This window comes from Novosphingobium sp. (assembly GCF_027486195.1).
GTDB lineage: Bacteria > Pseudomonadota > Alphaproteobacteria > Sphingomonadales > Sphingomonadaceae > Novosphingobium.
In genome coordinates this window covers 1-20227 of sequence record NZ_JAIXPP010000100.1, presented here as the reverse complement: position 1 = coordinate 20227, position 20227 = coordinate 1, and the positions used below count along the sequence as shown (strand labels likewise).

24 protein-coding genes are annotated in these 20227 nt (G+C 66.0%); 8 read left to right on the top strand and 16 right to left on the bottom strand.

The features are described from left to right. From trmD to Q0071_RS17880, 8 genes are all read right to left on the bottom strand, one after another. Window positions 1-566 (bottom strand): tRNA (guanosine(37)-N1)-methyltransferase TrmD (gene trmD, locus Q0071_RS17915; protein ID WP_298172769.1); only part of this gene is annotated, 566 nt, incomplete at its 3' end. Between the two features lie 10 nt (window positions 567-576). After that, complete coding sequence (locus Q0071_RS17910; protein ID WP_298172766.1) at window positions 577-909, bottom strand: hypothetical protein; 333 nt, start codon at window positions 907-909, stop codon at window positions 577-579. After that, entirely contained in the window at window positions 909-1274 is a 366-nt protein-coding gene (locus Q0071_RS17905; RefSeq protein ID WP_298172763.1) for a type II toxin-antitoxin system VapC family toxin, read from the bottom strand. The genes Q0071_RS17910 and Q0071_RS17905 overlap by 1 nt, the downstream gene beginning before the upstream one ends. Window positions 1275-1279: 5 nt before the next feature. Then, a complete protein-coding gene (locus Q0071_RS17900) occupies window positions 1280-1597 on the bottom strand; it encodes an AbrB/MazE/SpoVT family DNA-binding domain-containing protein (RefSeq protein WP_298172760.1) in 318 nt (105 codons plus the stop codon). A gap of 46 nt (window positions 1598-1643) precedes the next feature. Further along, the gene (locus Q0071_RS17895) at window positions 1644-3164 is read right to left on the bottom strand and encodes a serine hydrolase domain-containing protein (RefSeq protein ID WP_298172757.1); all 1521 of its coding nucleotides are present in this window, start codon (window positions 3162-3164) and stop codon (window positions 1644-1646) included. Between the two features lie 90 nt (window positions 3165-3254). Next, window positions 3255-4088, bottom strand: a complete 834-nt coding sequence (locus Q0071_RS17890; protein ID WP_298172755.1) for a TIGR04222 domain-containing membrane protein — start codon at window positions 4086-4088, stop codon at window positions 3255-3257. Then, entirely contained in the window at window positions 4085-4648 is a 564-nt protein-coding gene (locus Q0071_RS17885) for a hypothetical protein (RefSeq protein ID WP_298172752.1), read from the bottom strand. Before Q0071_RS17885 ends, Q0071_RS17890 begins: the two co-directional genes overlap by 4 nt. Before the next feature lie 26 nt (window positions 4649-4674). Next, window positions 4675-5613 carry a LysR substrate-binding domain-containing protein gene (locus Q0071_RS17880; RefSeq protein WP_298172749.1) on the bottom strand — a complete coding sequence of 313 codons (939 nt, stop codon included), beginning with the start codon at window positions 5611-5613 and terminating at the stop codon, window positions 4675-4677. Between the two features lie 99 nt (window positions 5614-5712). Here Q0071_RS17880 and Q0071_RS17875 point away from each other — a divergent pair, with 99 nt between their 5' ends. Continuing rightward, window positions 5713-5919, top strand: a complete 207-nt coding sequence (locus Q0071_RS17875) for a hypothetical protein (protein ID WP_298172746.1) — start codon at window positions 5713-5715, stop codon at window positions 5917-5919. Here Q0071_RS17875 and rimM read toward each other — a convergent pair. The 3 genes from rimM to ffh are packed head-to-tail and all read right to left on the bottom strand — an operon-like array spanning window position 5904 to window position 8436. Beyond that, window positions 5904-6407 (bottom strand): ribosome maturation factor RimM, encoded by a 504-nt coding sequence (rimM, locus tag Q0071_RS17870; RefSeq protein WP_298172743.1) that lies wholly within the window; start codon window positions 6405-6407, stop codon window positions 5904-5906. The two genes, Q0071_RS17875 and rimM, sit on opposite strands and share 16 nt — an antisense overlap. Window positions 6408-6415: 8 nt before the next feature. Further along, on the bottom strand, window positions 6416-6880 hold the full coding sequence (rpsP, locus tag Q0071_RS17865; RefSeq protein WP_298172740.1) for a 30S ribosomal protein S16: 465 nt from the start codon (window positions 6878-6880) through the stop codon (window positions 6416-6418). 53 nt (window positions 6881-6933) lie between these two features. Continuing rightward, window positions 6934-8436 carry a signal recognition particle protein gene (gene ffh, locus Q0071_RS17860; RefSeq protein WP_298172738.1) on the bottom strand — a complete coding sequence of 501 codons (1503 nt, stop codon included), beginning with the start codon at window positions 8434-8436 and terminating at the stop codon, window positions 6934-6936. 301 nt (window positions 8437-8737) lie between these two features. On the opposite strand from ffh, the gene Q0071_RS17855 reads away from it, so the two are divergent. The 7 genes from Q0071_RS17855 (at window position 8738) to Q0071_RS17825 (ending at window position 15167) form a co-directional block, all read left to right on the top strand. Further along, a complete protein-coding gene (locus Q0071_RS17855) occupies window positions 8738-10408 on the top strand; it encodes an EAL domain-containing protein (RefSeq protein WP_298172735.1) in 1671 nt (556 codons plus the stop codon). A 47-nt stretch (window positions 10409-10455) separates the two neighbouring features. Beyond that, window positions 10456-11265 (top strand): diaminopimelate epimerase, encoded by an 810-nt coding sequence (gene dapF, locus Q0071_RS17850; RefSeq protein ID WP_298172732.1) that lies wholly within the window; start codon window positions 10456-10458, stop codon window positions 11263-11265. Between the two features lie 10 nt (window positions 11266-11275). Beyond that, window positions 11276-12466 carry a MiaB/RimO family radical SAM methylthiotransferase gene (locus tag Q0071_RS17845; protein WP_298172728.1) on the top strand — a complete coding sequence of 397 codons (1191 nt, stop codon included), beginning with the start codon at window positions 11276-11278 and terminating at the stop codon, window positions 12464-12466. Beyond that, the gene (gene ftsY, locus Q0071_RS17840; protein WP_298172725.1) at window positions 12463-13416 is read left to right on the top strand and encodes a signal recognition particle-docking protein FtsY; all 954 of its coding nucleotides are present in this window, start codon (window positions 12463-12465) and stop codon (window positions 13414-13416) included. Before Q0071_RS17845 ends, ftsY begins: the two co-directional genes overlap by 4 nt. Further along, the gene (locus Q0071_RS17835; protein ID WP_298172722.1) at window positions 13413-14060 is read left to right on the top strand and encodes an inner membrane-spanning protein YciB; all 648 of its coding nucleotides are present in this window, start codon (window positions 13413-13415) and stop codon (window positions 14058-14060) included. Before ftsY ends, Q0071_RS17835 begins: the two co-directional genes overlap by 4 nt. Before the next feature lie 112 nt (window positions 14061-14172). Continuing rightward, window positions 14173-14745, top strand: a complete 573-nt coding sequence (locus Q0071_RS17830; RefSeq protein ID WP_298172719.1) for a urate hydroxylase PuuD — start codon at window positions 14173-14175, stop codon at window positions 14743-14745. A 122-nt stretch (window positions 14746-14867) separates the two neighbouring features. Further along, a complete protein-coding gene (locus Q0071_RS17825) occupies window positions 14868-15167 on the top strand; it encodes a hypothetical protein (protein ID WP_298172717.1) in 300 nt (99 codons plus the stop codon). Window positions 15168-15203: 36 nt separating this feature from the next. Here Q0071_RS17825 and Q0071_RS17820 read toward each other — a convergent pair whose 3' ends face one another. The 5 genes from Q0071_RS17820 to Q0071_RS17800 form a co-directional block, all read right to left on the bottom strand. Then, complete coding sequence (locus tag Q0071_RS17820) at window positions 15204-17075, bottom strand: KUP/HAK/KT family potassium transporter (protein WP_298172772.1); 1872 nt, start codon at window positions 17073-17075, stop codon at window positions 15204-15206. 233 nt (window positions 17076-17308) lie between these two features. After that, window positions 17309-18001: a tetratricopeptide repeat protein gene (locus Q0071_RS17815; RefSeq protein ID WP_298172713.1), complete on the bottom strand. Its 693-nt coding sequence runs from the start codon at window positions 17999-18001 to the stop codon at window positions 17309-17311. After that, window positions 17998-18414, bottom strand: coding sequence for a cytochrome c-type biogenesis protein (locus tag Q0071_RS17810; protein ID WP_298172710.1), 417 nt, complete (start codon window positions 18412-18414; stop codon window positions 17998-18000). The genes Q0071_RS17815 and Q0071_RS17810 overlap by 4 nt, the downstream gene beginning before the upstream one ends. Then, window positions 18414-18974, bottom strand: a complete 561-nt coding sequence (locus Q0071_RS17805; protein ID WP_298172707.1) for a DsbE family thiol:disulfide interchange protein — start codon at window positions 18972-18974, stop codon at window positions 18414-18416. Before Q0071_RS17805 ends, Q0071_RS17810 begins: the two co-directional genes overlap by 1 nt. Further along, the coding region (locus tag Q0071_RS17800; protein ID WP_298172704.1) for a cytochrome c-type biogenesis CcmF C-terminal domain-containing protein at window positions 18971-20227 on the bottom strand (1257 nt) is incomplete at its 5' end. The genes Q0071_RS17805 and Q0071_RS17800, both read right to left, overlap by 4 nt.

The window sequence follows — 20227 nt, the reverse complement described above, 5'->3', positions numbered from 1 at the left end:
TCCCATTCCTGGGGTCGGGTATAGTGCGGGTACTCGAGGAGGCCGTTCTCGAACGACTCTTCTGACCCACTGGAAGGCGCGCCCATTACGCCGGGAAGCAGCCGAATGCAAGCATCGAGGAGCATCAGCGCCGCCGGTTCGCCGCCCGAGAGCACGATATCGCCGATGGAGACTTCCTCGACGCCCCGCCCTTCGAAGATGCGCTCGTCGAAACCTTCGAACCGGCCGCACAGCAGGATGACGCCGGGGCCGCCTGCAAGCTCGCGCACGCGGGCCTGCGTGAGGGGCTTGCCGCGCGGGGTGAGCGCGATGACGGGGCGGTCTGCGCCCCCTTCCCGCGCATGGTCGATGGCCTTGGCCAGCACATCGACCCGCAGCACCATGCCAGCGCCGCCGCCTGCCGGGGTATCGTCAACCGTGCGGTGCTTGTCGGCCGCGAAATCGCGGATCTGAACGGTATCGATGGCCCACTTGCCTTCCGCCATGGCGCGGCCTGCAAGGCTGATGCCGAGGGAGCCTGGGAACATCTCCGGGTAGAGGGTGAGGACGGTGGTGTGGAAGGTCATGTTCGGGGGCCTAGCCGCGTCGCCCCACCAGATGAAAGAGAATTAGCACCGCCAACATCGCCAACGGCGCAACAATGAACGCGTATCCGGGGAAGAAAGCGATTTCCGGGGTGAAGCCACAATTTTCGCGCGCTCCACGGCCGGGAAGAAGAACGGCCGCAAGGTAGCCGGCTGCGAGAGCAGTCACAGGCATGGCGAGGCAACCAACCTTTGTACCTTGCTCGGACAACCTCGTCCTAACTAGCCAACCAAGGCCAACGCCGATTGACAGGCCGAAAGTTGTGGCGAGCGCAAGGAACAGGGCGGTCTCGAAGTTTGAGACCAAACATGGATCAGTGAACATCACACCGTCCAGTTCTCGACTTTGAGCCCCGGCACATCGGCGAAGTGCTTCACGTTGCCGGTGATCACCGTCAGGCCAAGCGACAAAGCGTGCGCCGCTATGAGGCGGTCATAGCTGGCACGCTTGAACGGGATCTTGGCATAGGCCCTTGCCGCCTTCTCGTCGAAAGCAAGGACCGGCACCTCCTCCAGGAAGATATCAAGGACTCGAGCCAGCGGAGGTTTGCCATGTTCCATGCCAAGGGCAACTTCTGCGAGAACCATCGACGACATCACGATGTCGCCCTCCTCGACATCTGCCAGCCGTGCACGGAACACTGGATCATCACCCTCCAATGCGACGATGACAGCATTGGTGTCGAACATGTACTTCACGCGTCGCTGCCGTCCGGGCCAGTCTCAGGCCAACCGTGTCGGGCACGCCAGTCGGGGTCATCCCAGAGACGAGGGCTGTGCTCAAACACGCGATCTTCCGGCTCAAGCACGCGCAGGCCAAGCCCACGTCCGATGCCCCAAACCTTGTCGATATTGAACTTGCGCTTGGGCTTGTCCTTTGGACGCAGGATCAGTTCGCCGTCCTTTTCTTCGACACTCCATTCGCGATCGGGTTCAACACCCAGGCTCGCGGGCATCCGGATCGCCACCGAATTGCCGGACTTGAAGCTCTTGGTTTTGTATTCCTTGCCCATGGGCACCTCCGTATATACGTCATGTATATACAACCCCCTACCGAATTCAATCCTTCCCCTCGAACGCAAATCCCAGCGCCTGCAGCGTGATCGGCTTCGTCGGCGCAAGAAGGACGGTGCCTTCGATGCTGCCCTTCTCGCACTTCCACGTAAAGGTGCCGCTCATCGCGCCCTCGGCGGTGATGGCCGCTGTTGTCTCGCATGCGCCCGACTTGGCCTTAGTTTCCGCCAGCACCTTGGCCCAGTTTGCGCTGGTGCGGTCCATCGGGAAGTTCATCGCGACGCGGCCCTGCAATGCGTCCACCGTGCCTGCAGACCAGACTGTCTGCGCGGCGGTGTAGAAGCTGGCGAGGTCCTCGGAGACCGGCTCGCCTCGCCGCGCGATCACGCCCTTCGTGCGCAGCAGGGCGGCGATGTCCCACACCGGCTGGCTGGGGCCGGAATAGGTGCGATTGGTCAGCGCGAAGAAGGCGACCCCGTATTCGGGCAGAACCATGACATGGCTGCCATAGCCTGGATAGCCGCCGCCGTGGGCGAGGACGGTGCCGTAGTCGCAATCGCCGATGATCCGCCAGCCCATGCCGTAGGAGACGGTGCCGGGACACTGCTTGTCGCCATCGGTGGCATAGCGGTGGAACACGGCGGCATTGTTCACGCCGCGGATGATCTGGCGGACGGTGGCGCGCTTGGCGGGGCCGGTATCCGCGCCGTCGCGCGGGGGCCACGCGGAAACGATGAAGGCGAGCCACTTGGCATAGTCCGTGGCGCTGACTTCGAGGCCGCCCATCGCATTGAAGGCGCCGTCCTTCATCGTGGGCTCCTCGGCCCAGGCCTCGTTTTCCCAACGGTAGCCCACGGCGCGCTTGTCCTTGGGGTGAGCCAGGACGTCGAACCCGCTGGCGGTCATGCCCAGCGGGGTCAGCAGGCGCTGTTCGACGAAGCTGCGGTAGGGGGCCTTCGTGATGTTGGCGATCACCCGCCCGAGGATCGCATAGCCGAGGTTGGCATATTCGTGGCGCATTTCGGGCGCGCGGGTGAAGGTGACGCCGGCCTTGAGGATCGCGGTGAAGGCCGTCTGCGACAGCACTTGCTGGCGGTCACCCCACGGATCGTCCGTTACGAAGCCGGCGCTGTGGGTAAGCAGATCGCGGATCGTGATGCGCGGCGAATCGCTGGTGGGATAGGTCCATCCGCGCAGTTCCGGGACATAGCGGTCCGCCGGATCATCCAGCGCGAGGCGCCCCTCGTCGCGCAGCTTGAGGATCGACATGGCGGTGAAGGCCTTGGTCATCGAGGCGATGCGGAAAAGCGTGTCGGGCGTGACCGGTCGTTTGGCAGTGTTGTCCTGCACGCCCTCGCCTTTGACGTAGGCAAGGCGGCCGTCCCTCACCATGCCGAAGACCATGCCGGGGATGTGGTTTTCGGCCATCCATTTGGTGAGGATGGCATTTATCTCGGTATCAAATGCGGCGGGATCGTTGGCGGCGGCTGGCTCGGCAGTTTGGGCGAGAAGCGGAACCGGCATGGCGCTCGCCATGATCGCCAGAAGGATGTCCTTGAACCGCATTTGATGCCTCCCAACCAGATCCGGGGAGAGTGGCACCAATTTCCCATCATGGCGAGCGTAGCGAAGGGGGCCGAAGGTCCTGACCTTAGGTCAGCTGCCGCAACCGCCGCAGCCGCCGCCTCCTCCGCAGCCCCCTCCCCCGCCGCTGCAACCGCTCGCGCCCCCGGCATCACTCCCGGTGCCAGCGCTGCGCACACGGTGAAAGTCTGAGAGCCACGAGCCCGCCAGCACCGCCGTTCCGAACAGCGCGACCGCGAGGGGAGCCTCGTCGGTCGGTGCAGCGCGGCGCAGGCGCGCGGCTTGGAAGCGCGCGTCCGCCAGCGCGGCCTTGCCCGCACCGGTGCGGCGGTCCAGCACGGCATAGCGCAGCACGGCGACGACGACCGTGACGAAAAGCAGGGCGGTAAGCAGGCCGACCGGGCGATCCCGCATCGCGCCGACAATCCACTTGGCGAGGCCGAACAGGAACAGCAGCGCCAGCGGCGCGGTCTGGATCAGGCGGAGCTGGCGGGCGGCATCGCGGCCAATCCACAGGCCCTTGTCTTCCAGGCGGCGCTCGATCGCTTCGGCGGGGTCCGACAGCGCGCGGTGGACATCGCGCCACTGGGCGGGCGAGGTCAGCCTTGCGACGCGGCGCTCCGCTGGCGTGCGCCCGCCGTGCGAATTGCGGATGGCCAGCGCGCCGCCGGTCTGCACGATCGCCGCGCCTTCAGCGAGGAGCCGCACTGTCACCGCTTCGGCAAGGCGTTCGCGGCCCCCGGCAAGCAGCGCGAGTTCCTCTTCATCCGGGCGGCGGCCGCCGTGGCCTGCGGGGCGCAGATAGCGCGGGAAGATGTATGCAGCCGCCAGCGCGAGCAGCGCCAGCTCCAGATAGAGCAAGAGGAATTCAGGGCCATGCAGATCGAGCGGGCCAAGACCGGTCACAAAAGCCTCCAGAGCACGAGACCAACGACAAGGAGCAGGAGCGCAAGCCACACGAGGCGGCGCGGGATGATCAGCACTTCGCGCGGATGGACGCGGCGGGCCTGGGGATCGACCCAGAGGCGGCGGCGCGCATCGGGCCAGATATCGGCGGGCGCGGGGCCGAACGCGGCTTCGTAGCTGCGCAGGGTCAGCGCATATTGTTCGAAGAAGCGCTCACCCTCGGCGCGGCCGCCTTGGGTCGGGCCGTGGTGCAGCGCGCGGCCAAGCACGTCGGGGCAGAGCCGCTCCCAGTAATCGCGCGTGAAAGTGAGGTGAAGGTGCCAGGCCTGATCGACCGCGTCGGACGGGGTGACCGCATGCGGGGCGGTGGCCGCAAGGTAGAGGAAGCGGCGGTATTCCTCGAACACCCGCGCGGCGTGGGCGTCGCTCCAACCGTTCTCGCGGGCGAGGCGCTGCGTGAAGGAGAGGTTGGCATCGACCGGGCCGACCTCGTAGGCCGAAAGGGACTGCCACAGCGGGCTTGCTGTTTCCGAAAGTGACGAAGCGAAAGGCGCGTTCATCTGTCGCAGTCTTTAGCGCACCTCCATTACCGGATTGTTACTGGCGGCGGCATCCAGACTTCTTGCGGCGCTATTCCGCGCGCACGCTCGGCGGCCATTTCCGCCAGCAGCCATTCGCGAAAACGTTCGATCTTGCGCACGCCGTGGCGGCCTTCGGGGCGGACCAGCCAGAGCGAGAACGGTGGGAAGTACAAGGTCGGGAACGGCTGCACGAGCCGTCCAGCGGCAATCTCCTCAGCCCAGAACACAGGCGTCATCAGCGCGGCGCCGAAGCCGGCACCTGCCATGCGCGCCTCTTCGAGCTGGCTGTCGAACAGGATGCTGGCCGCAGGTTGCGCCGGCGGCAGTTCGAGCCCAGCCGCGCCAAACCAGCCGGCCCACCATGGATCATCCTGCGCAAGCCGCGGCACCCGCAGCAAGTCTTCCGGCGCGCGGATCGCGTTCTCCTCGATGAAGGCCGGCGAACAGATCGGCGTGACATGATAGCGCATGAGGAATTCGGCGGTGTGTCCGGGCCAGGGCCCGAGGCCGGAGCGGATGGTCACGTCGATCTGCTCGCGCGCGAAATCGGTGATCCGCCCGGTCGTCTCCAGCCGCAGCGCGAGATCGGGCACAGCGATCTGAAACTTGCCAATCCGCGTGCTCAGCCAGGTGCCGCCGAACGAGGGGATCGTGCTGATCGCAAGAACGCCGCTGTCATCCGCGCTGAGATTGGCGAAGGCGGCGGCGATATCGGCCAGTGCGGCAGACACGGCGGGTGCCAACCGCCGTCCGGCTTCGGAGAGGCGCACGCGGCCTTTCTCGCGCAGAAACAGGGGGCGGCCGACGCGGTCTTCCAATTGGCGCACCTGATAGCTGACGGCGGCCTGGGTCATCCCCAATTCTTCCGCCGCGCGGCTGAAGTTTTCGAGCCTGGCTGCAGATTCGAACACGCGGACGGCGGACAGGGGCGGCAGATCAGGCATGCCTCATGATAAGGTCACCTTATGGGATATGCCAGAGCATTTGTTGGCTCTGTCCGCGCCGGGCGGGCACAATGCAGCCATTAGCAGAGGAGATGAGCGATGATGGATGAAGTATGGAGCCGGGGCTGGATGGAAGCCCACAAGGCAGCCTTGCAGGCTCGCGAAGTGAGCCAGCGTAGTGGTCAGCCCGTGCCGACGCTGTGGAGCGAGCTGCGCATGCTGGTGCGCGAACTGATCTCGCCGGCGGTGCAAGTGGAGCGCAGCGAGCCCTGCTGCGACACGCAGACCTGTCAGTCGGCCGCGTAGGCCGCTTCGATGACCAGCCGCTCGCTGTTCCATTCGGGAACGGACTGCGCGCGCATCGGCACCATGAAGCGCTTGGACGGCTTGCCCTCTTCGGCAGGCCGTTCAATCTCGAGCACATCGCCCGCGCCGAAATTCTCGACCGCGATGCAGGTGCCGAGCACTTCGCCCCCGGTCGAGACCGCGGGGAGGCCGATGAGATCGGTGTAGTAGTATTCGCCTTCCGCCAGCGGCGGGAGGCTGGCGCGCGGCACCGTCAGCACGGTGCCGCGCAGCTTTTCAGCCGCAGTGCGATCGGCGATTTCCGAGAAGCGGGCGATGGCGCCACCCTTCCCGTCATCACGCAGCTTGGTGAGCGTGAGCGCGCCGTCATTGAAGCTGCGGTGGGGCTTGAGGCTTTCCACGCCTTCCCCGAACAGCTTCAGTCGCACTTCGCCGCCCACGCCATGCGCGCCGCTGATTGCAGCGAGCGTGACGGGGCGGCCGTGCATTTTCCGGCTTAGCCTTCGGCCTGCTCGGCAGCAGCTTCTTCAGCCGGTGCCTCTTCGGCAGCCGGTTCTTCAGCGGCCGGAGCAGCAGCAGCGGCAGCGGCGGCCTCTTCGGCCTCACGCTTGGCTTCTTCGGCCTCGGCGATCTTCTTGGCGCGGTCTTCAGCGCGCTCCTTGGCCTTCTTGCCCGGCTCACCCTTCGCAGGGTTCACAGTGGCGGCGCGTTCCTTGATGCCGGCCTTGTCGAGCATGCGAGCAACGCGGTCGGTCGGCTGGGCGCCGACGCCGAGCCAGTAGCGCACGCGGTCCTCGGTCAGGCGGACGCGGTTTTCATCGTCCTTGGCGAGGAGCGGGTTGTAGGTGCCGACCTGCTCGAGATAGGCGCCGTCACGCGGCGAACGGCTGTTGGCGACCACAACCTTGTAGTAAGGGCGCTTCTTCGAGCCACCGCGCGAGAGACGAAGGGAAACCGACATACTTCAAACCTTTCCGAGTAGAACTGAAACTGAAACTGAAACTGAACTTGAAATCACTTTTTCCTGAGCAGATCGCCGAGGTTGGCGGGCATGTTGCCGCCGCCCAAACCGGGGAGCCCGGGCATGCCGCCTATCCCTGCGCCCATGCCGCCGCCGGGAAGCTGGCCGGGGCCGGCTCCGCCATCGCCGAGAGCGCCGCCCATCCCGCCCCCAGAACCACCGGCGCCGAACATGGCAGCAAGGCCCTTGAGCCCGCCCATCTTGCGGATCTGCTTCATGGCTTTCGCCATTTCCATGTGCATCTTGATGAGCTTGTTGACGTCCTGCACTTGCGTGCCGGAGCCCTTCGCGACGCGGATCTTGCGCTTGGCGTTGAGCAGTTCGGGGCGCTCGCGTTCCTTGGGGGTCATCGAGCCGATGATCGCATCCATGTGGAGCAGCACCCGGTCGTCCATGCCCGAGTTGGCCATGGCCTGCTTGGCCTTCTTCATGCCGGGCATAAGGCCCGCCAGCACGCCGAGCCCGCCCATGCGCTGCATCTGCTGCAGCTGCGTGCGCAGGTCGTTCATGTCGAACTGGCCCTTGGCCATGCGCTGCGCGAGCTTTTCGGCCTCGTCGGCCTTGACCGTGGCGGCTGCCTTCTCGACGATCGAGACGATATCGCCCATGCCGAGGATGCGGCCGGCAACGCGTTCGGGATTGAACTGCTCGATCGCATCGAGCTTTTCACCGGTGGCGGCAAACTTGATCGGCTTGCCGGTAACGGCGCGCATCGAAAGCGCCGCACCGCCGCGTGCATCGCCGTCCATGCGGGTGAGCACGACACCCGTGAGATCAACTTCGCCCGCGAAGTTCTGCGCGACGTTGACCGCGTCCTGACCCGTCAGCGCATCGACCACCAGCAGCGTTTCACGCGGGGCCGAGACTTCGGCGACGGCCTTCATCTCGTCCATCAGGGCCTGATCGACGTGGAGGCGGCCCGCGGTATCGAGCATCAGCACATCGACCGCCTGCAGCTTTGCAGCATTCACAGCGCGGCGGGCGATATCAACGGGCGACTGGCCGGGGACGATCGGCAGCGTGGCAACGCCCGCCTGTTCGCCCAGCACCGCAAGCTGTTCCTGCGCCGCCGGACGATTGACGTCCAGCGAGGCCATCAGGACCTTCTTGCCCTGCTTTTCCTTGAGCAGCTTGCCGATCTTGGCGGTCGTCGTCGTCTTGCCCGAGCCTTGGAGGCCGACCATCATGATGACAACGGGCGGCGTGGCGGCGAGATCGAGTTCGGCGGTTTCCGAACCCAGCATCTCGACCAGCGCGTCGTTGACGATCTTGACGCCCTGCTGGCCGGGAGTGACCGATCTGAGGACTTGCTGGCCGGTGGCCTGTTCGGTCACCAAATCAATGAAGCGGCGGACCACGGGGAGCGCGACGTCGGCTTCGAGAAGCGCGATGCGCACCTCGCGCATGGCGGCCTGGACGTCTTCCTCGCGCAGCGCGCCGCGGCCGCGCAGGCGATCGAAGACGCCTCCAAGCCGGTCTGACAGACTATCGAACACGCGTTACGCTCCTTTTTCCCGATGAAACGCAGCGAAACGCGAAAAACGCCGGTGGGCGAAACCTCGCCGACCAGCGTATGGCGTCCAACACGGAAACCGGGATCAAACTATCCTGAACCGGCAACCGCAGCTACCGATCAGAGCCGCGCGCTTACGCGAAACGGGGCTGCGGCGCAAGTCCCAACGCCGAAGCGCCCCATTTCCCGGCGGCGAGCTGCAGCGGCAAGTCGACCTTAACCAAAACTTCAGCCCATGTGGCTAATTTGCCGGATAGGACCCGAAAGGAATGGGCAAGCCGATCATGGCGAAGGCTGAACATGACAGGACCGAAGCGGCTGCTCAAGAGGCCGTGGGCCACGAGCCGCCGCTCCAGCGCGCCGAGCGTGATCTCGTCGCGCTCGGCATCCTTGTCGCGGCCATTTTCCTGTTCGTCGGCACCGGATCGACCGTGCTCACCGGCATTGCCCGCAGCTGGATCTACGGAGTCGGCAGCCCGGACGTGCTTCTGACGAATGCTCTAATCCTCAACATCGCGCTGCTGATCTTCGGCTGGCGCCGCTATGTCGAATTGCAGACCGAGATTGCCGAGCGCCGCAAGGCCGAGGAAAGCGCCACGCGGCTCGCGCGCACCGATGCGCTGACCGGTTGCCTCAATCGCCGCAGCCTCGACGACGCCATCGCGCAACTGGTCAATGCGGCGGCCCAGAGCAGTGAGGCGGTCGCGGTGATGATGATCGACCTCGACAAGTTCAAGCGATCGAACGACCTGCTTGGCCACAAAGTGGGCGATGCGGTGTTGGTGGAGACCGCGCGGCGCATCGAGGCGCTCATGCCGACACGCTCCGTGGTTGCGCGGCTGGGCGGCGATGAATTCGTCTGTGCCGTGATCTTCGCGCCGGGCGGCGAGAACGCCGTCGAGCGGCTGGCGGTGCGGATCAACGATGGCCTTGCCGAGCCGATCATCTCGGGCGGATTGCGCGCGGAAGTCACCGCCTCGATCGGCATCGCCGTGGGTGCAAGCAGCGCGCTGCACAGCGCGAACCAGGTCGCGCAGGACCTGCTCCACCGCGCCGACCTTGCCATGTATCAGGCCAAGCGGCGCGGACGGAATCGCTTCGCATGGTTCGAGCCGACCATGGAAAAGGAACTGCGCTTCCGCAGCGAGCTCGAACAGGGCATTCGCGACGGGCTGAAGCGCGGCGAATTCGTGCCCTACTACGAAAAGCAGATCGACCTCGAGACTGGCGAGATCACCGGCTTCGAAATGCTGGCCCGCTGGCTTTCGCCGCGCCACGGCATGGTGAGCCCGGAAGTGTTCATCCCGGTAGCCGAGGAAATCGGCCTGATTGCCGAACTTTCCGAAGCGCTGATCACGTTGGCGCTGGAAGACGCCAAGGCATGGGATTCCAGCCTAACGCTGTCGGTCAACATCTCGCCCCTGCAGCTGCGCGATCCGTGGTTTGCGCAGCGGCTGCTCAAGATGCTGGTCGCCGCAAACTTTCCGCCGACCCGGCTGGAAATCGAGATCACCGAGACATGCCTGCATGAAAACATCGCAGTTGTGCGATCGCTGATCACCAGCCTCAAGAATCAGGGCATTCGCATCAGCCTCGACGATTTCGGCACCGGCTATTCGAGCCTTGCGCAGCTGCGCACGCTGCCGTTCGACCGGATCAAGATCGACCGCAGCTTCGTCTCATCGCTCGCCCGCAGCGCGGACAGCGCCTCGATCGTGGAGGCCATCTCTTCGCTGGGTCGCGGAATGGCGCTGCCGATCACTGCGGAAGGGATCGAGAGCGCGGAAGTCCTCTCCGCCCTGCGCCGCTTCGGCAACTTCAAGGGCCAGGGCTATCTCTATGGACAGCCCGCCTCTGCGGAAGATGTGAAGCGCGAACTGGCCGAGCAAGGCCTGCTGGTCGCCACGCCGAAGGACGAAACGCCTTCCACACCGCCGAGTGCCCTTTCGGCCTGAAATCTGAAATGATTGCACCGGGCGGCGCTGGCTCCTAGACGGACCACATGTCTGTCGCTTTTCGCAAGATGCACGGCCTCGGCAACGATTTCATCGTGATCGATGCGCGTGACGTGCCCGTGCCCATGTCTGCGGCGCGCGCCGCCGCGCTCGCTGAACGGCGCACGGGGATCGGATGCGATCAGCTGATCGTGCTGGAACCTGCCGCCACCGCCGACGTGCGCATGCGCATCTTCAACGCCGATGGCAGCGAAGTGGAAGCCTGCGGCAATGCCGCGCGCGCGGTCGGGCTGCTGCTGGGCGGCGAGCAGAAGATCGAAACGCTGGGCGGGACCATCGCCTCGACCGCGACAATGAGCGGCGCCAGCGTCGACATGGGGCCGGCGCGGTTCGGTTGGGACGAGATTCCACTGGCCTACGCGATGGATACGCTGGCCATGCCGGTAGGGTGGGCGGAACTGGAAAGCCCGGCGGCCGTCAATGTCGGCAATCCGCATGTGGTGTTCTTCGTGCCAGATGCCGATGCGGTCATGCTCTCGCAGCTGGGACCGATCATCGAGACTGACCCGCTGTTTCCGGTCAAGGTCAACGTCGGCGTCGCCTCTGTCGTGGGGCCGCGCCATATCAAGCTGCGCGTTTGGGAACGCGGCGTGGGGCTGACACGGGCTTGCGGAACCGGGGCCTGCGCGGCGGCAGTGCTGGCGATCCGGCGGCGATTGGTAACCGGCCCGGTGCGGGTGGACCTGCCCGGCGGGCAGCTGGAAATTGCCTGGGCAGAGGGTGGCAGGATCCTGATGTCCGGCCCGGCTTCCTTCAGCTTTGCCGGTACTTTCGACGAGGAAGCCTACCCGCTGTGAGCATCAGACTGTGAGCGAGGCGGTGGTCACGCTCGGCTGCCGGCTCAATCTGGCCGAGAGCGAGGTGATCCGCGCAATGGTGGCGGGGGCGCCGCAGCGCACGGTCGTGGTCAATTCCTGCGCGGTGACGGCAGAGGCGGTGCGGCAATCGCGGCGCGCCGTGCGGCGGCTGCGTGCGGCCCATCCCGATGCACGGCTGCTGGTGACCGGCTGCGCGGCGACAATCGCGCCGGAAGACTTCACTGCGATGCCCGAGGTGGACGGCGTGGTCGCGAATACCGCGAAGCTCGATCCCGCAGCATGGCAGGCGCACCCAGAGCCGATGCACGCCTCCCTGCCCGCGCCCAAGGCCCGCCATACCCGCGCCTTCGTGCCGGTGCAGACGGGATGCGACCATGCCTGCACCTTCTGTATTATCCCGGCGGGGCGCGGGAAAAGCGTGTCGCAGCCCATCGCCGAAGTGCTGGGTGTGGTCGAAGGGCATCTTGCGGCAGGCGCGCACGAGGTGGTGCTGACGGGCGTGGACGTGACCGGCTGGGGTGCAGATCTGCCCGGGAGCCCCCGCCTCGGCGATCTAGTGGCGGCGATCCTGCGCGCCTTTCCGGCCCTCCCGCGCCTGCGCCTGTCATCGCTCGACGGGGTGGAGATCGACGGCCTGCTGTTCGAGCTGATCACCGGCGAGGCGAGGGTCATGCCGCACGTCCATCTCTCGCTGCAGGCAGGGCACGACCTCACCCTGAAGCGCATGAAGCGCCGCCATACCCGCGCCGAAGCCGTGGCGCTGAGCGAGCGGCTGCGCGCCAGGCGGCCAGACATTGCCATCGGGGCAGACCTCATCGCCGGGTTCCCGACCGAAGATACCGCGATGCATGCAGCCAATGTGGCGATCGTGGAAGACTGCGGGATCGTCCACGGCCACGTGTTTCCCTACTCCCCCCGCCCCGGCACACCCGCTGCGCGCATGCCGCAAGTACCGCCGCCCGTGGTGCGCGAGCGCGCCGCCGAAGTGCGCGCCGCCGTCGCGGTTGCCCGTGCGCGCTGGCTGGAAGGCCAGATAGGGCGCCCGCGCGAAGTGCTTGCCGAGCGCGACGGAACCGGCCATTCCCCCGAATTCGCCCCCTACCGGCTGCCGGAAGGCACCGCGCCGGGGGAAATTGTGATGCTGACACCGACCCGAATTCGCGAAGGCCTGCTGGAATGACCCCCGAGACAAGCGCAACCACCGATGCGGCAGGCGGCTGGACCGATCGCCTGATGGGCGGCCTGCGCAAGACGTCCGAACGCCTGACCGAGAACCTAGCGGGCCTCGCCGGCGGCACCCGCCTGACCGACGCGCAGCTTGACGACCTTGAAGACGCGCTGATCCTCTCCGATCTCGGCCCGCGTGCCGCCTCGCGGATCCGCGCAAAGCTGGCCTCGGCCCGCTTCGAAAAGGGCGTGGACGAAGCCGCGCTTGCCGAAGCCGTGGCCGAGGAAATCGCTGCAATCCTGCGCCCGGTGGCGAGGCCCCTGGAAATCGTGGCCTTCCCGCGCCCGCAGGTGATTCTGGTGATCGGGGTCAACGGTTCGGGCAAGACGACGACGATCGCGAAGCTGGCGCACTTGTTTCAGGAACAGGACTATTCGGTGATGCTGGCGGCGGGCGATACCTTCCGCGCCGCCGCGATCGGCCAGCTGCGCGTCTGGGCGGACCGGCTGGGGATCGAAATCGTCTCGGGCGCGGAGGGCGGCGATCCCGCCTCGATCGTGTTCGACGCGGTGAAGGCCGCGACCGACAAGGGCATCGACGCGCTGATCGTCGATACCGCCGGGCGGCTGCAGAACAAGCGCGAGTTGATGGACGAGCTTGCCAAAGTGCGCCGCGTGCTGGGCCGGCTCAATCCCGCAGCGCCGCACGACGTGGTGCTCGTGCTCGATGCGACCAACGGGCAGAACGCGTTGCAGCAGATCGAGACGTTCAAGGAAGTGGCGGGCGTTTCGGGCCTGATCATGACCAAGCTCGACGGCACCGCGCGCGGCGGCGTGCTGGTGGCGGCGGCGGAGCAATATGGCCTGCCCATCCACGCCATCGGCGTGGGCGAAAAGATCGATGACCTCAGGCCCTTCGATCCCGATCTCGTCGCGCGGGTGATTGCGGGAGTCGTGCGGTGAACGAGCCTGCTGCCAAGCCCAAATCGTCCTGGGTGAACCTCGCGGTCGATTACGGCCCGCTGCTCGTGTTCTTCCTGGCCTACCGCTGGTTCAGCCCGAAGGATGCGGACGGCCAGAGCCTCGGCGCGGTGGTGGCCGTTACCAAATCGACCGTGGTGTTCATGATCGCCACCGTCGCGGCGCTGGTGATTTCCAAATGGCGGCTTGGCCATATCTCCCCGATGCTGTGGCTTTCGACGATCCTCATCATCGGCTTCGGCTCGCTCACCGTGTTCCTCGGCGATCCGGTGTGGATCCAGATCAAGCCGACCGCGATCTACCTGCTGTTTGCCGGGGTGCTGTTCGGCGGGCTGTTTCGCGGCAAGGCCATGCTGCGCACGCTGCTGCAGAGCGCGTTCGACGGGCTTTCGGACGAAGGCTGGCTCAAGCTTTCGCGCAACTGGGCGTGGTTCTTCCTGTTCCTTGCCGTGCTCAACGAAGTGCTACGCCACACGCTTGCGTTCGATACCTGGCTGCTGGTGAAGCTGTGGGGCGTGAGCGGGCTCTCGTTCCTGTTCACCTTCGCGCAGATCCCCATGCTGCTGCGCCATGGGCTGGGCGAGGAAGCAGAAGTGGAAGTGGAGCAAAACCCGCCCGCCGGTTGACGAATCGCCCTAAAATGCAATGACAAGCGCGCCTTGTCGCGCATATGACACGCTACGGACCGGCTGGGTGGCCGGAAAGCCATCAAAAACCATCTCTTCGGGGGAATCATAAATGGCAAAGTTCTTTGGAAATCTGCATCTCGTGCTGGTGGTCGGCCTCGCCGCCGCCATTGGCGTGATGATCGCCTTCCATGCCAGTGCGCCAGTTGACGGCAACTCGGTGTTCCGCTGGGCGCACGCCTTCTTCGGCATCCTGTGGATCGGCCTGCTCTACTATCTGAACTTCGTGCAGGTGCCGACCATGCCCAAGATCCCGGCCGAGCAGAAGGGCGCGATCACCGGGCATATCGCGCCCAAGGTGTTCTTCTTCTTCCGCTATGGCGCGCTGCTCACGCTTATCACCGGCCTCGCGATCTCGATCGTCGACGGTTACGGCCACGAAGCGCTGACCTTCAGCGGTGAAGGCAACGTGAAGCTGATCGGCGTCGGCATGTGGCTCGCCATCATCATGGCGTTCAACGTGTGGTTCATCATCTGGCCGGCCCAGAAGAAGATCCTCGGCATCATCGAGGCGACCGCCGAGGAGAAGGCTGCTGCCGCTCCCCGCGCACTCTACGCCAGCCGCACCAACCTGCTGCTCTCGCTGCCGATGCTTTACTGCATGGTGAGCGCGAATCTCGGTTGATAACCCGCGTTTAAGCGCGCACAGCGGCGCGGTGTCCCACGTGGACGCCGCGCCGTTTGCGTTTGTGGGGGGGAACCGCGCGCTCCGGACGAAAGTCCACGCCAGAAAGGTATCCCCCAGCCATGCGTATAGTTTCTCTCGCGGCATTTGCCGTAGCCCTTGCGCTTTCCGCCTGTTCGGAAAAGACCAAGGAGAACGCCGCCGATACCGCCACCTCCGCCGGTGAGGACATGTCGACAGCCGCTTCCGATACGCGCGAAGCTACCAGCACCGGCGCTGCAGAGATCGGCGCAAAGGCCGATGCCGCAATGGACCGCGCCGAGGAAGCCGCAGACCGCTTGGGCAAGCGCATCAAGCAGGGCGCAGGCGAGGCCAAGGATGCTCTGAAGGCCACTCCTTCGCCGACACCGTCACCGAAGTGATCGGGAGGGGGCCATCGTGCCCCCTCAAACCCACCTTTAGATCTTGAGCTGGCTGCCCAGTTCGACCACGCGGTTGGTGGGCAGGCGGAAGAAGCCCATCGCGTCCGCGGCATTGCGCAGCATCCATGCGAAGAGCATTTCGCGCCACAGCGCCATGCCGGGCACGTCCGCCGGGATCAGCGTCTGGCGCGAGAGGAAGAAGCTCGTGCGCATCATGTCGAACGGCTCGCCGCAGACCGAAACGCCGCACAGCGCGGCCGGCACGTCGGTCTCCTCCATGAAGCCGAAGCGCAGGATCAGGCGGTAGAAACCCTGCCCGAAATCCTTGACCACCGCGCGGTCCGCCGGCTCGACCGAGGGCACGTCCGCAATCTGCACGGTGAGCACCACCACGCGTTCATGCAGCACCTTGTTGTGCTTGATGTTGTGGAGCAGCGCTGAAGGCACACCCGCTGCCGCCGAGGCCATGAACACCGCCGTGCCCGGCACGCGCGCCGCGCTGGTGTGGGCGGAACGGGTGAACACCTCAAGCGGCAGCGCGCCTTCGGCCATGTTCTGGCGCATCAGGGCGCGGCCGCGGGACCATGTTGTCAGCAGCGTGAAGATGGCGAGCCCCATCAGCAGCGGCACCCAGCCGCCATCGGGGATCTTGGCGAGGTTGGCGCCGAGGTAGGTCGCGTCGATCGTGAAGAACAGCGCGAGCAGCGGCAGCGCGAAGACCGGCTTCCACCGCCACAGCTTGAACAGCACCACCGCAAGCAGGATGTTGTCGATCAGCATCGCGCCCGTCACCGCGATGCCATAGGCTGCAGTGAGATTGCGCGAGCGTTCGAACACCAGCACGAGCAGGATCACCGCGATCATCAGCGCCCAGTTGATCGCCGGGATGTAGATCTGCCCGAGGCTGGTCGAGGTGTGGCGGATCGTCATGCGCGGGATGAAGCCCAACTGGATCGCCTGCTGGGTGACAAGGAACGCGCCCGAAATGACCGCCTTGGCCGCGATCACGGCGGCGGTGGTGGCGATCACCAGCAAGGGCCACTCGAACCCCGGAGGGGCGAGCAGGAAGAACGGGCTGTGGATCGCCTGCGGGTCGCGCAGCAGCAGGCCCGCCTGCCCGAGATAGTTGAGCACGAGCGCGGGCAGCACGAAGACCAGCCACGATACCCGGATCGGCACGCGGCCGAACTGGCCCATATCGGCATAGAGCGCCTCGGCCCCCGTCACCGCGAGCACGGCGGTGCCCATGGCGATGAAGCCGTGCCAGGGATCGGCCATGAACATCGCAAGCGCCCATTGCGGCGAAAGCGCCCAGATGACCTGCGGATCGGCGGCGATGCTGCGCAGGCCGAGCAGCGAGATCGTCGCGAAGTAGAGCAGCATGAAAGGGCCCGCCCAGCGCGAGGCCCAGTTGAGCCGCGTGCCGGTGGTCTGGCTCTTGATCGCGAACAGGCCAATCACGATGGCGACCACGAGCGGAACCACAAAGCGGTGAAGCGACGGATTGTAGACTGAAATGCCCTCCACCGCGCTCATGATCGAGACCGCCGGGGTGAGCATCGAATCGCTGTAGAACAGCGCGGTCGCGAGCACGCCGAGAAGGATGATGCCCTTGCCCCAGCGCCGGCCCGAGGCCTGCTGGTTGATCAGCGCGAGCAGCGCGAGGCTGCCGCCCGAACCCTTGTTGTCTGCACGCATGATGACGGTGACGTACTTCAGCGTCACGATCAGCATCATCGACCAGAACATCAGGCTGACGATGCCGTAGACATGCAGCCGATCGAGCGGGAGCGGATGGTGGCCCGCAAAGGTATCGCGCAGCGCGTAGAGCGGGCTGGTGCCGATATCACCGAAGACGACGCCGATTGCGCCGACCGCGAGGCTGAGCCCGCCGGCCTGCCGCGCCATGGGCGCAGCTGCGGCAGCGCTGGGGGCGCTCTGCCCTCCGCTTTCCGGTGCAGCGTCAACCACGGCTTCGTTCATCGCTAGGGTGCCCCCGGGCCTTCGCCCAATCCACCGGAAACATAGCAGAAATGCCCCGGACGGCGCGGCGCTTTAGCACCGCACCCTGCCCCCCGCAATGGCATGCACATGGGTGTCAGTAGTACCGGAAATGGACAATAAGAGCTTGTATTTTCAGATCATTGCTGTGCCGGCTTGGCACCTGGCGGTGCGGCAGACGGTGCGCCAGCCATGCCGGCCTGCATCTGGGCCTGTTCGGCAATCAGCGAGTCGAGCCGTTCGAGCCGGGCCTGAAGGTCGGCGCGGTAGGGCGCATCGGCGGGCGAACGGGCCAGCAGCTCGGCCCACAGGGCACGCGCCTCGGCAAAACGACCCGACTGCGCGAGCGCGAGACCCATGAAGAACGGCGGGCCGGGATGATCGGGCGCGATGTTCGCCGCCTTCTGGAACGCAAACTGCGCAGCGGGCGTGATCACGCCGTCGGTATGCCCGACGAGCGCGTTGCCGAGCGCGACCCACAAGTCCGCATCCTGCGGCGACTTCGCGATCGCCTTGCGCAGCACTTCAGTCGCGGCACCGAACTGGCCCTGCCGGGTCAGCGCATCGGCAAGGATCAGCCACGACTGCCCCTGCCCGAAAGCCGCGCCCATCTGCTGGCGTTCCTTGATCAGCGTCTGGTCGGCGAGCTTGGCGTTCTCGACAGGGGCCTGCGGCGCACCGGCCTGCCCGGGGTGGCCCTGCAGCGCATAGCCCGAAATGCCGAACAGCAATGCGGCGGCGGTGATTTCCCAGCCCGTGCGCGGCAGTTTGAGCACGAACACCATCACGCCGAGCACGAGAACGGCGATCACAACGATGAATACCCAGGTCATGCGCGCTTACCTCGGCGGAAACGTCCGCGCAGCAGGAAGGCCGCCAGCGCGAGGAACAGGAGCGGCGCGGCAAACAGCGGCCAGGTGAGCGGCTTCACTTGCGGCGTGTAGCTCACGTAATCGCCGTAGCGCTCGATCAGCCACTGGCGAATTGCCTCGGGATCCTCGCCGGCCGCGATGCGCGTGCGCACCTGATGGCGCATATCACCCGCCATCGGCGCATCGGAATCGGCGATCGACTGGCTCTGGCACTTGAGGCAGCGCAGTGTTTCCATCAGCGCCTGCGCCTTGGCCTCCTGCTTTGGATCGGCGAGCTGCTTGTAGGCATAGGGCGCGGGCGGGAGCATGTCCTGCGCAGCAAGCGGGGCGGAGATGGCGAAGAACGCCAAGAGCGCGAGGAGCAGGCCGCGCATCACTGCCCTGCCTCCGCCAGCTTGCGCATAATCAGCGGAACGTCTTCGGGCCGGATATCACCGATGTGCTGGTAGCGGATGATCCCTTTGCCATCGACCACGAACGTCTCGGGCACGCCCGATGAGCCGATGGCGAGCTGGACCTGGCTGAGATCGTCCTTGCCGATCCGCGCGAAGGGATTGCCGTATTGGCCGAGGAACCGGGCGACATCTTCCTTGCGGTCGCGGATGGCGACACCGTCGATCTCGACACCCTGCTTTGCAAGCGCGGCCAGCTGCGGAGCTTCCACCGCGCATGGGACGCACCAGCTGGCGAATACGTTGAGGAGGCGCGGCTTGCCGGCCTGCTTGAACACCGTGGTGGCAAGGCCGGGGCGCTCATCGGAGGCGGGAGGCAGGTCGAAGGCGGGGAGCGGCTTGCCGATGAAAGCGCTCGAAACCTCGCGGTCAGCCGGCCAGTAGAGGCCGACAAAGACGAGTGCGAGGAAACCCGCAAACAGGCCAAGCGGCAGCCAAACGGCCAGGCCGGGGCGCTTTGCGGGGGCAGTTGCTTCGCTCATCGGCCCTGCCTTTCGCGGCGCCAGGCGATCTTGTCGGTCGCCACCAGCCGCTTCACATCGCGCGCCACCCGGCCGAGCAGCGCGAGCAGGCCGCCCAGTGCGACCAACGCGCCGCCATACCAGATCATCGGCACGAAGGGCTTCCACCAGAAGCGCATCTGCCAGCGGCCATCTTCACCCTCTTCGCCCAGCACGGCGTAGAGCTGGCCGTTCCAGCGGGTGAGCAGCGCGCTTTCGGTGCGGTTGCCGGGGGGATTGGCGAAAGTGCGCGCCTGCGGGTGGAGCACGGTCGGCTCGCCGCCCGCGTAGCTTGCAGCAACGGTGGCCTCGAGCGCAGTCCAGTTCGGCCCGGCAACCGGGCCGATGCTGGAGAGCGTGACCTTGAACGGCCCGACCTGCTGGCTGTCACCGGGGTTCATCGCGGCGAGCCGCTCGGTCGAGAACGCGCCCTCGCTTGCCATGCCGAACAGCGCCACGGCAATGCCGAGGTGGCCGACGACCATGCCATAAGTGGCCAGCGGCGTGCGGCGCAGATTGCGGCCGACAAGCGGCTGGAGCGAGGCGACCGCAAGCCCCGGCGCGATGGCGAGGCCCAGCGCGGGCAGCAGATTGATCGGCGCGAACAGCAGTTCGACGATCAGCAGCGAAGCAGCCATGACAACTGCGGGCACCGCGATCTGCCAGGTGATCCGCCCGCCCTTGTCCTCACGCCAGCGCAGGACCGGTCCGACCACCATGACGAGCATCATCGGGATCGCGAAGACCGCCGAGACCGGGTTGAAATACGGAGGGCCGACCGAGACCTTGACGCCCATCGCCTCGGTCAGCAACGGATAGAGCGTGCCGACGAGGACGATCCCGAGGATGCCGCAAAGCATCACATTGTTGAACACCAGCGCGGATTCGCGGCTGAGCACGGCGAACCGCGCGCCTTCGGTCACCGTGCTGGCGCGCAGGGCGAACAGCAGCAGCGCGCCGCCGATGTAGATCGCGAGCAGCGCCAGGATGAAGGTGCCGCGCGTGGGATCGACCGCGAAGGCGTGGACCGAAGTGAGAATGCCCGAGCGCACGAGGAACGTGCCGACCATCGACATCGAGAAGGCGATCACGCCGAGCATCACCGTCCAGGTGCGCAGCGCGTTGCGCGCGGCGAGCACGCTGCACGAATGGAGTAGCGCGGTGGCCGCGAGCCAGGGCATCAGCGAGGCGTTCTCGACCGGGTCCCAGAACCACCAGCCGCCCCAGCCGAGCGT

What these genes read in the sequence shown, in the direction of transcription:
- Q0071_RS17910 (WP_298172766.1), bottom strand. Translation starts at nt 909, where the DNA reads ATGTTCACTGATCCATGTTTGGTCTCAAACTTCGAGACCGCCCTGTTC.
- Q0071_RS17905 (WP_298172763.1), bottom strand. Translation starts at nt 1,274, where the DNA reads ATGTTCGACACCAATGCTGTCATCGTCGCATTGGAGGGTGATGATCCA.
- Q0071_RS17900 (WP_298172760.1), bottom strand. Translation starts at nt 1,597, where the DNA reads ATGGGCAAGGAATACAAAACCAAGAGCTTCAAGTCCGGCAATTCGGTG.
- Q0071_RS17895 (WP_298172757.1), bottom strand. Translation starts at nt 3,164, where the DNA reads ATGCGGTTCAAGGACATCCTTCTGGCGATCATGGCGAGCGCCATGCCG.
- Q0071_RS17885 (WP_298172752.1), bottom strand. Translation starts at nt 4,648, where the DNA reads ATGAACGCGCCTTTCGCTTCGTCACTTTCGGAAACAGCAAGCCCGCTG.
- Q0071_RS17880 (WP_298172749.1), bottom strand. Translation starts at nt 5,613, where the DNA reads ATGCCTGATCTGCCGCCCCTGTCCGCCGTCCGCGTGTTCGAATCTGCA.
- Q0071_RS17875 (WP_298172746.1), top strand. Translation starts at nt 5,713, where the DNA reads ATGATGGATGAAGTATGGAGCCGGGGCTGGATGGAAGCCCACAAGGCA.
- rimM (WP_298172743.1), bottom strand. Translation starts at nt 6,407, where the DNA reads ATGCACGGCCGCCCCGTCACGCTCGCTGCAATCAGCGGCGCGCATGGC.
- rpsP (WP_298172740.1), bottom strand. Translation starts at nt 6,880, where the DNA reads ATGTCGGTTTCCCTTCGTCTCTCGCGCGGTGGCTCGAAGAAGCGCCCT.
- Q0071_RS17855 (WP_298172735.1), top strand. Translation starts at nt 8,738, where the DNA reads ATGGCGAAGGCTGAACATGACAGGACCGAAGCGGCTGCTCAAGAGGCC.
- dapF (WP_298172732.1), top strand. Translation starts at nt 10,456, where the DNA reads ATGTCTGTCGCTTTTCGCAAGATGCACGGCCTCGGCAACGATTTCATC.
- ftsY (WP_298172725.1), top strand. Translation starts at nt 12,463, where the DNA reads ATGACCCCCGAGACAAGCGCAACCACCGATGCGGCAGGCGGCTGGACC.
- Q0071_RS17830 (WP_298172719.1), top strand. Translation starts at nt 14,173, where the DNA reads ATGGCAAAGTTCTTTGGAAATCTGCATCTCGTGCTGGTGGTCGGCCTC.
- Q0071_RS17825 (WP_298172717.1), top strand. Translation starts at nt 14,868, where the DNA reads ATGCGTATAGTTTCTCTCGCGGCATTTGCCGTAGCCCTTGCGCTTTCC.
- Q0071_RS17820 (WP_298172772.1), bottom strand. Translation starts at nt 17,075, where the DNA reads ATGGCGCGGCAGGCCGGCGGGCTCAGCCTCGCGGTCGGCGCAATCGGC.
- Q0071_RS17815 (WP_298172713.1), bottom strand. Translation starts at nt 18,001, where the DNA reads ATGACCTGGGTATTCATCGTTGTGATCGCCGTTCTCGTGCTCGGCGTG.
- Q0071_RS17810 (WP_298172710.1), bottom strand. Translation starts at nt 18,414, where the DNA reads ATGCGCGGCCTGCTCCTCGCGCTCTTGGCGTTCTTCGCCATCTCCGCC.
- Q0071_RS17805 (WP_298172707.1), bottom strand. Translation starts at nt 18,974, where the DNA reads ATGAGCGAAGCAACTGCCCCCGCAAAGCGCCCCGGCCTGGCCGTTTGG.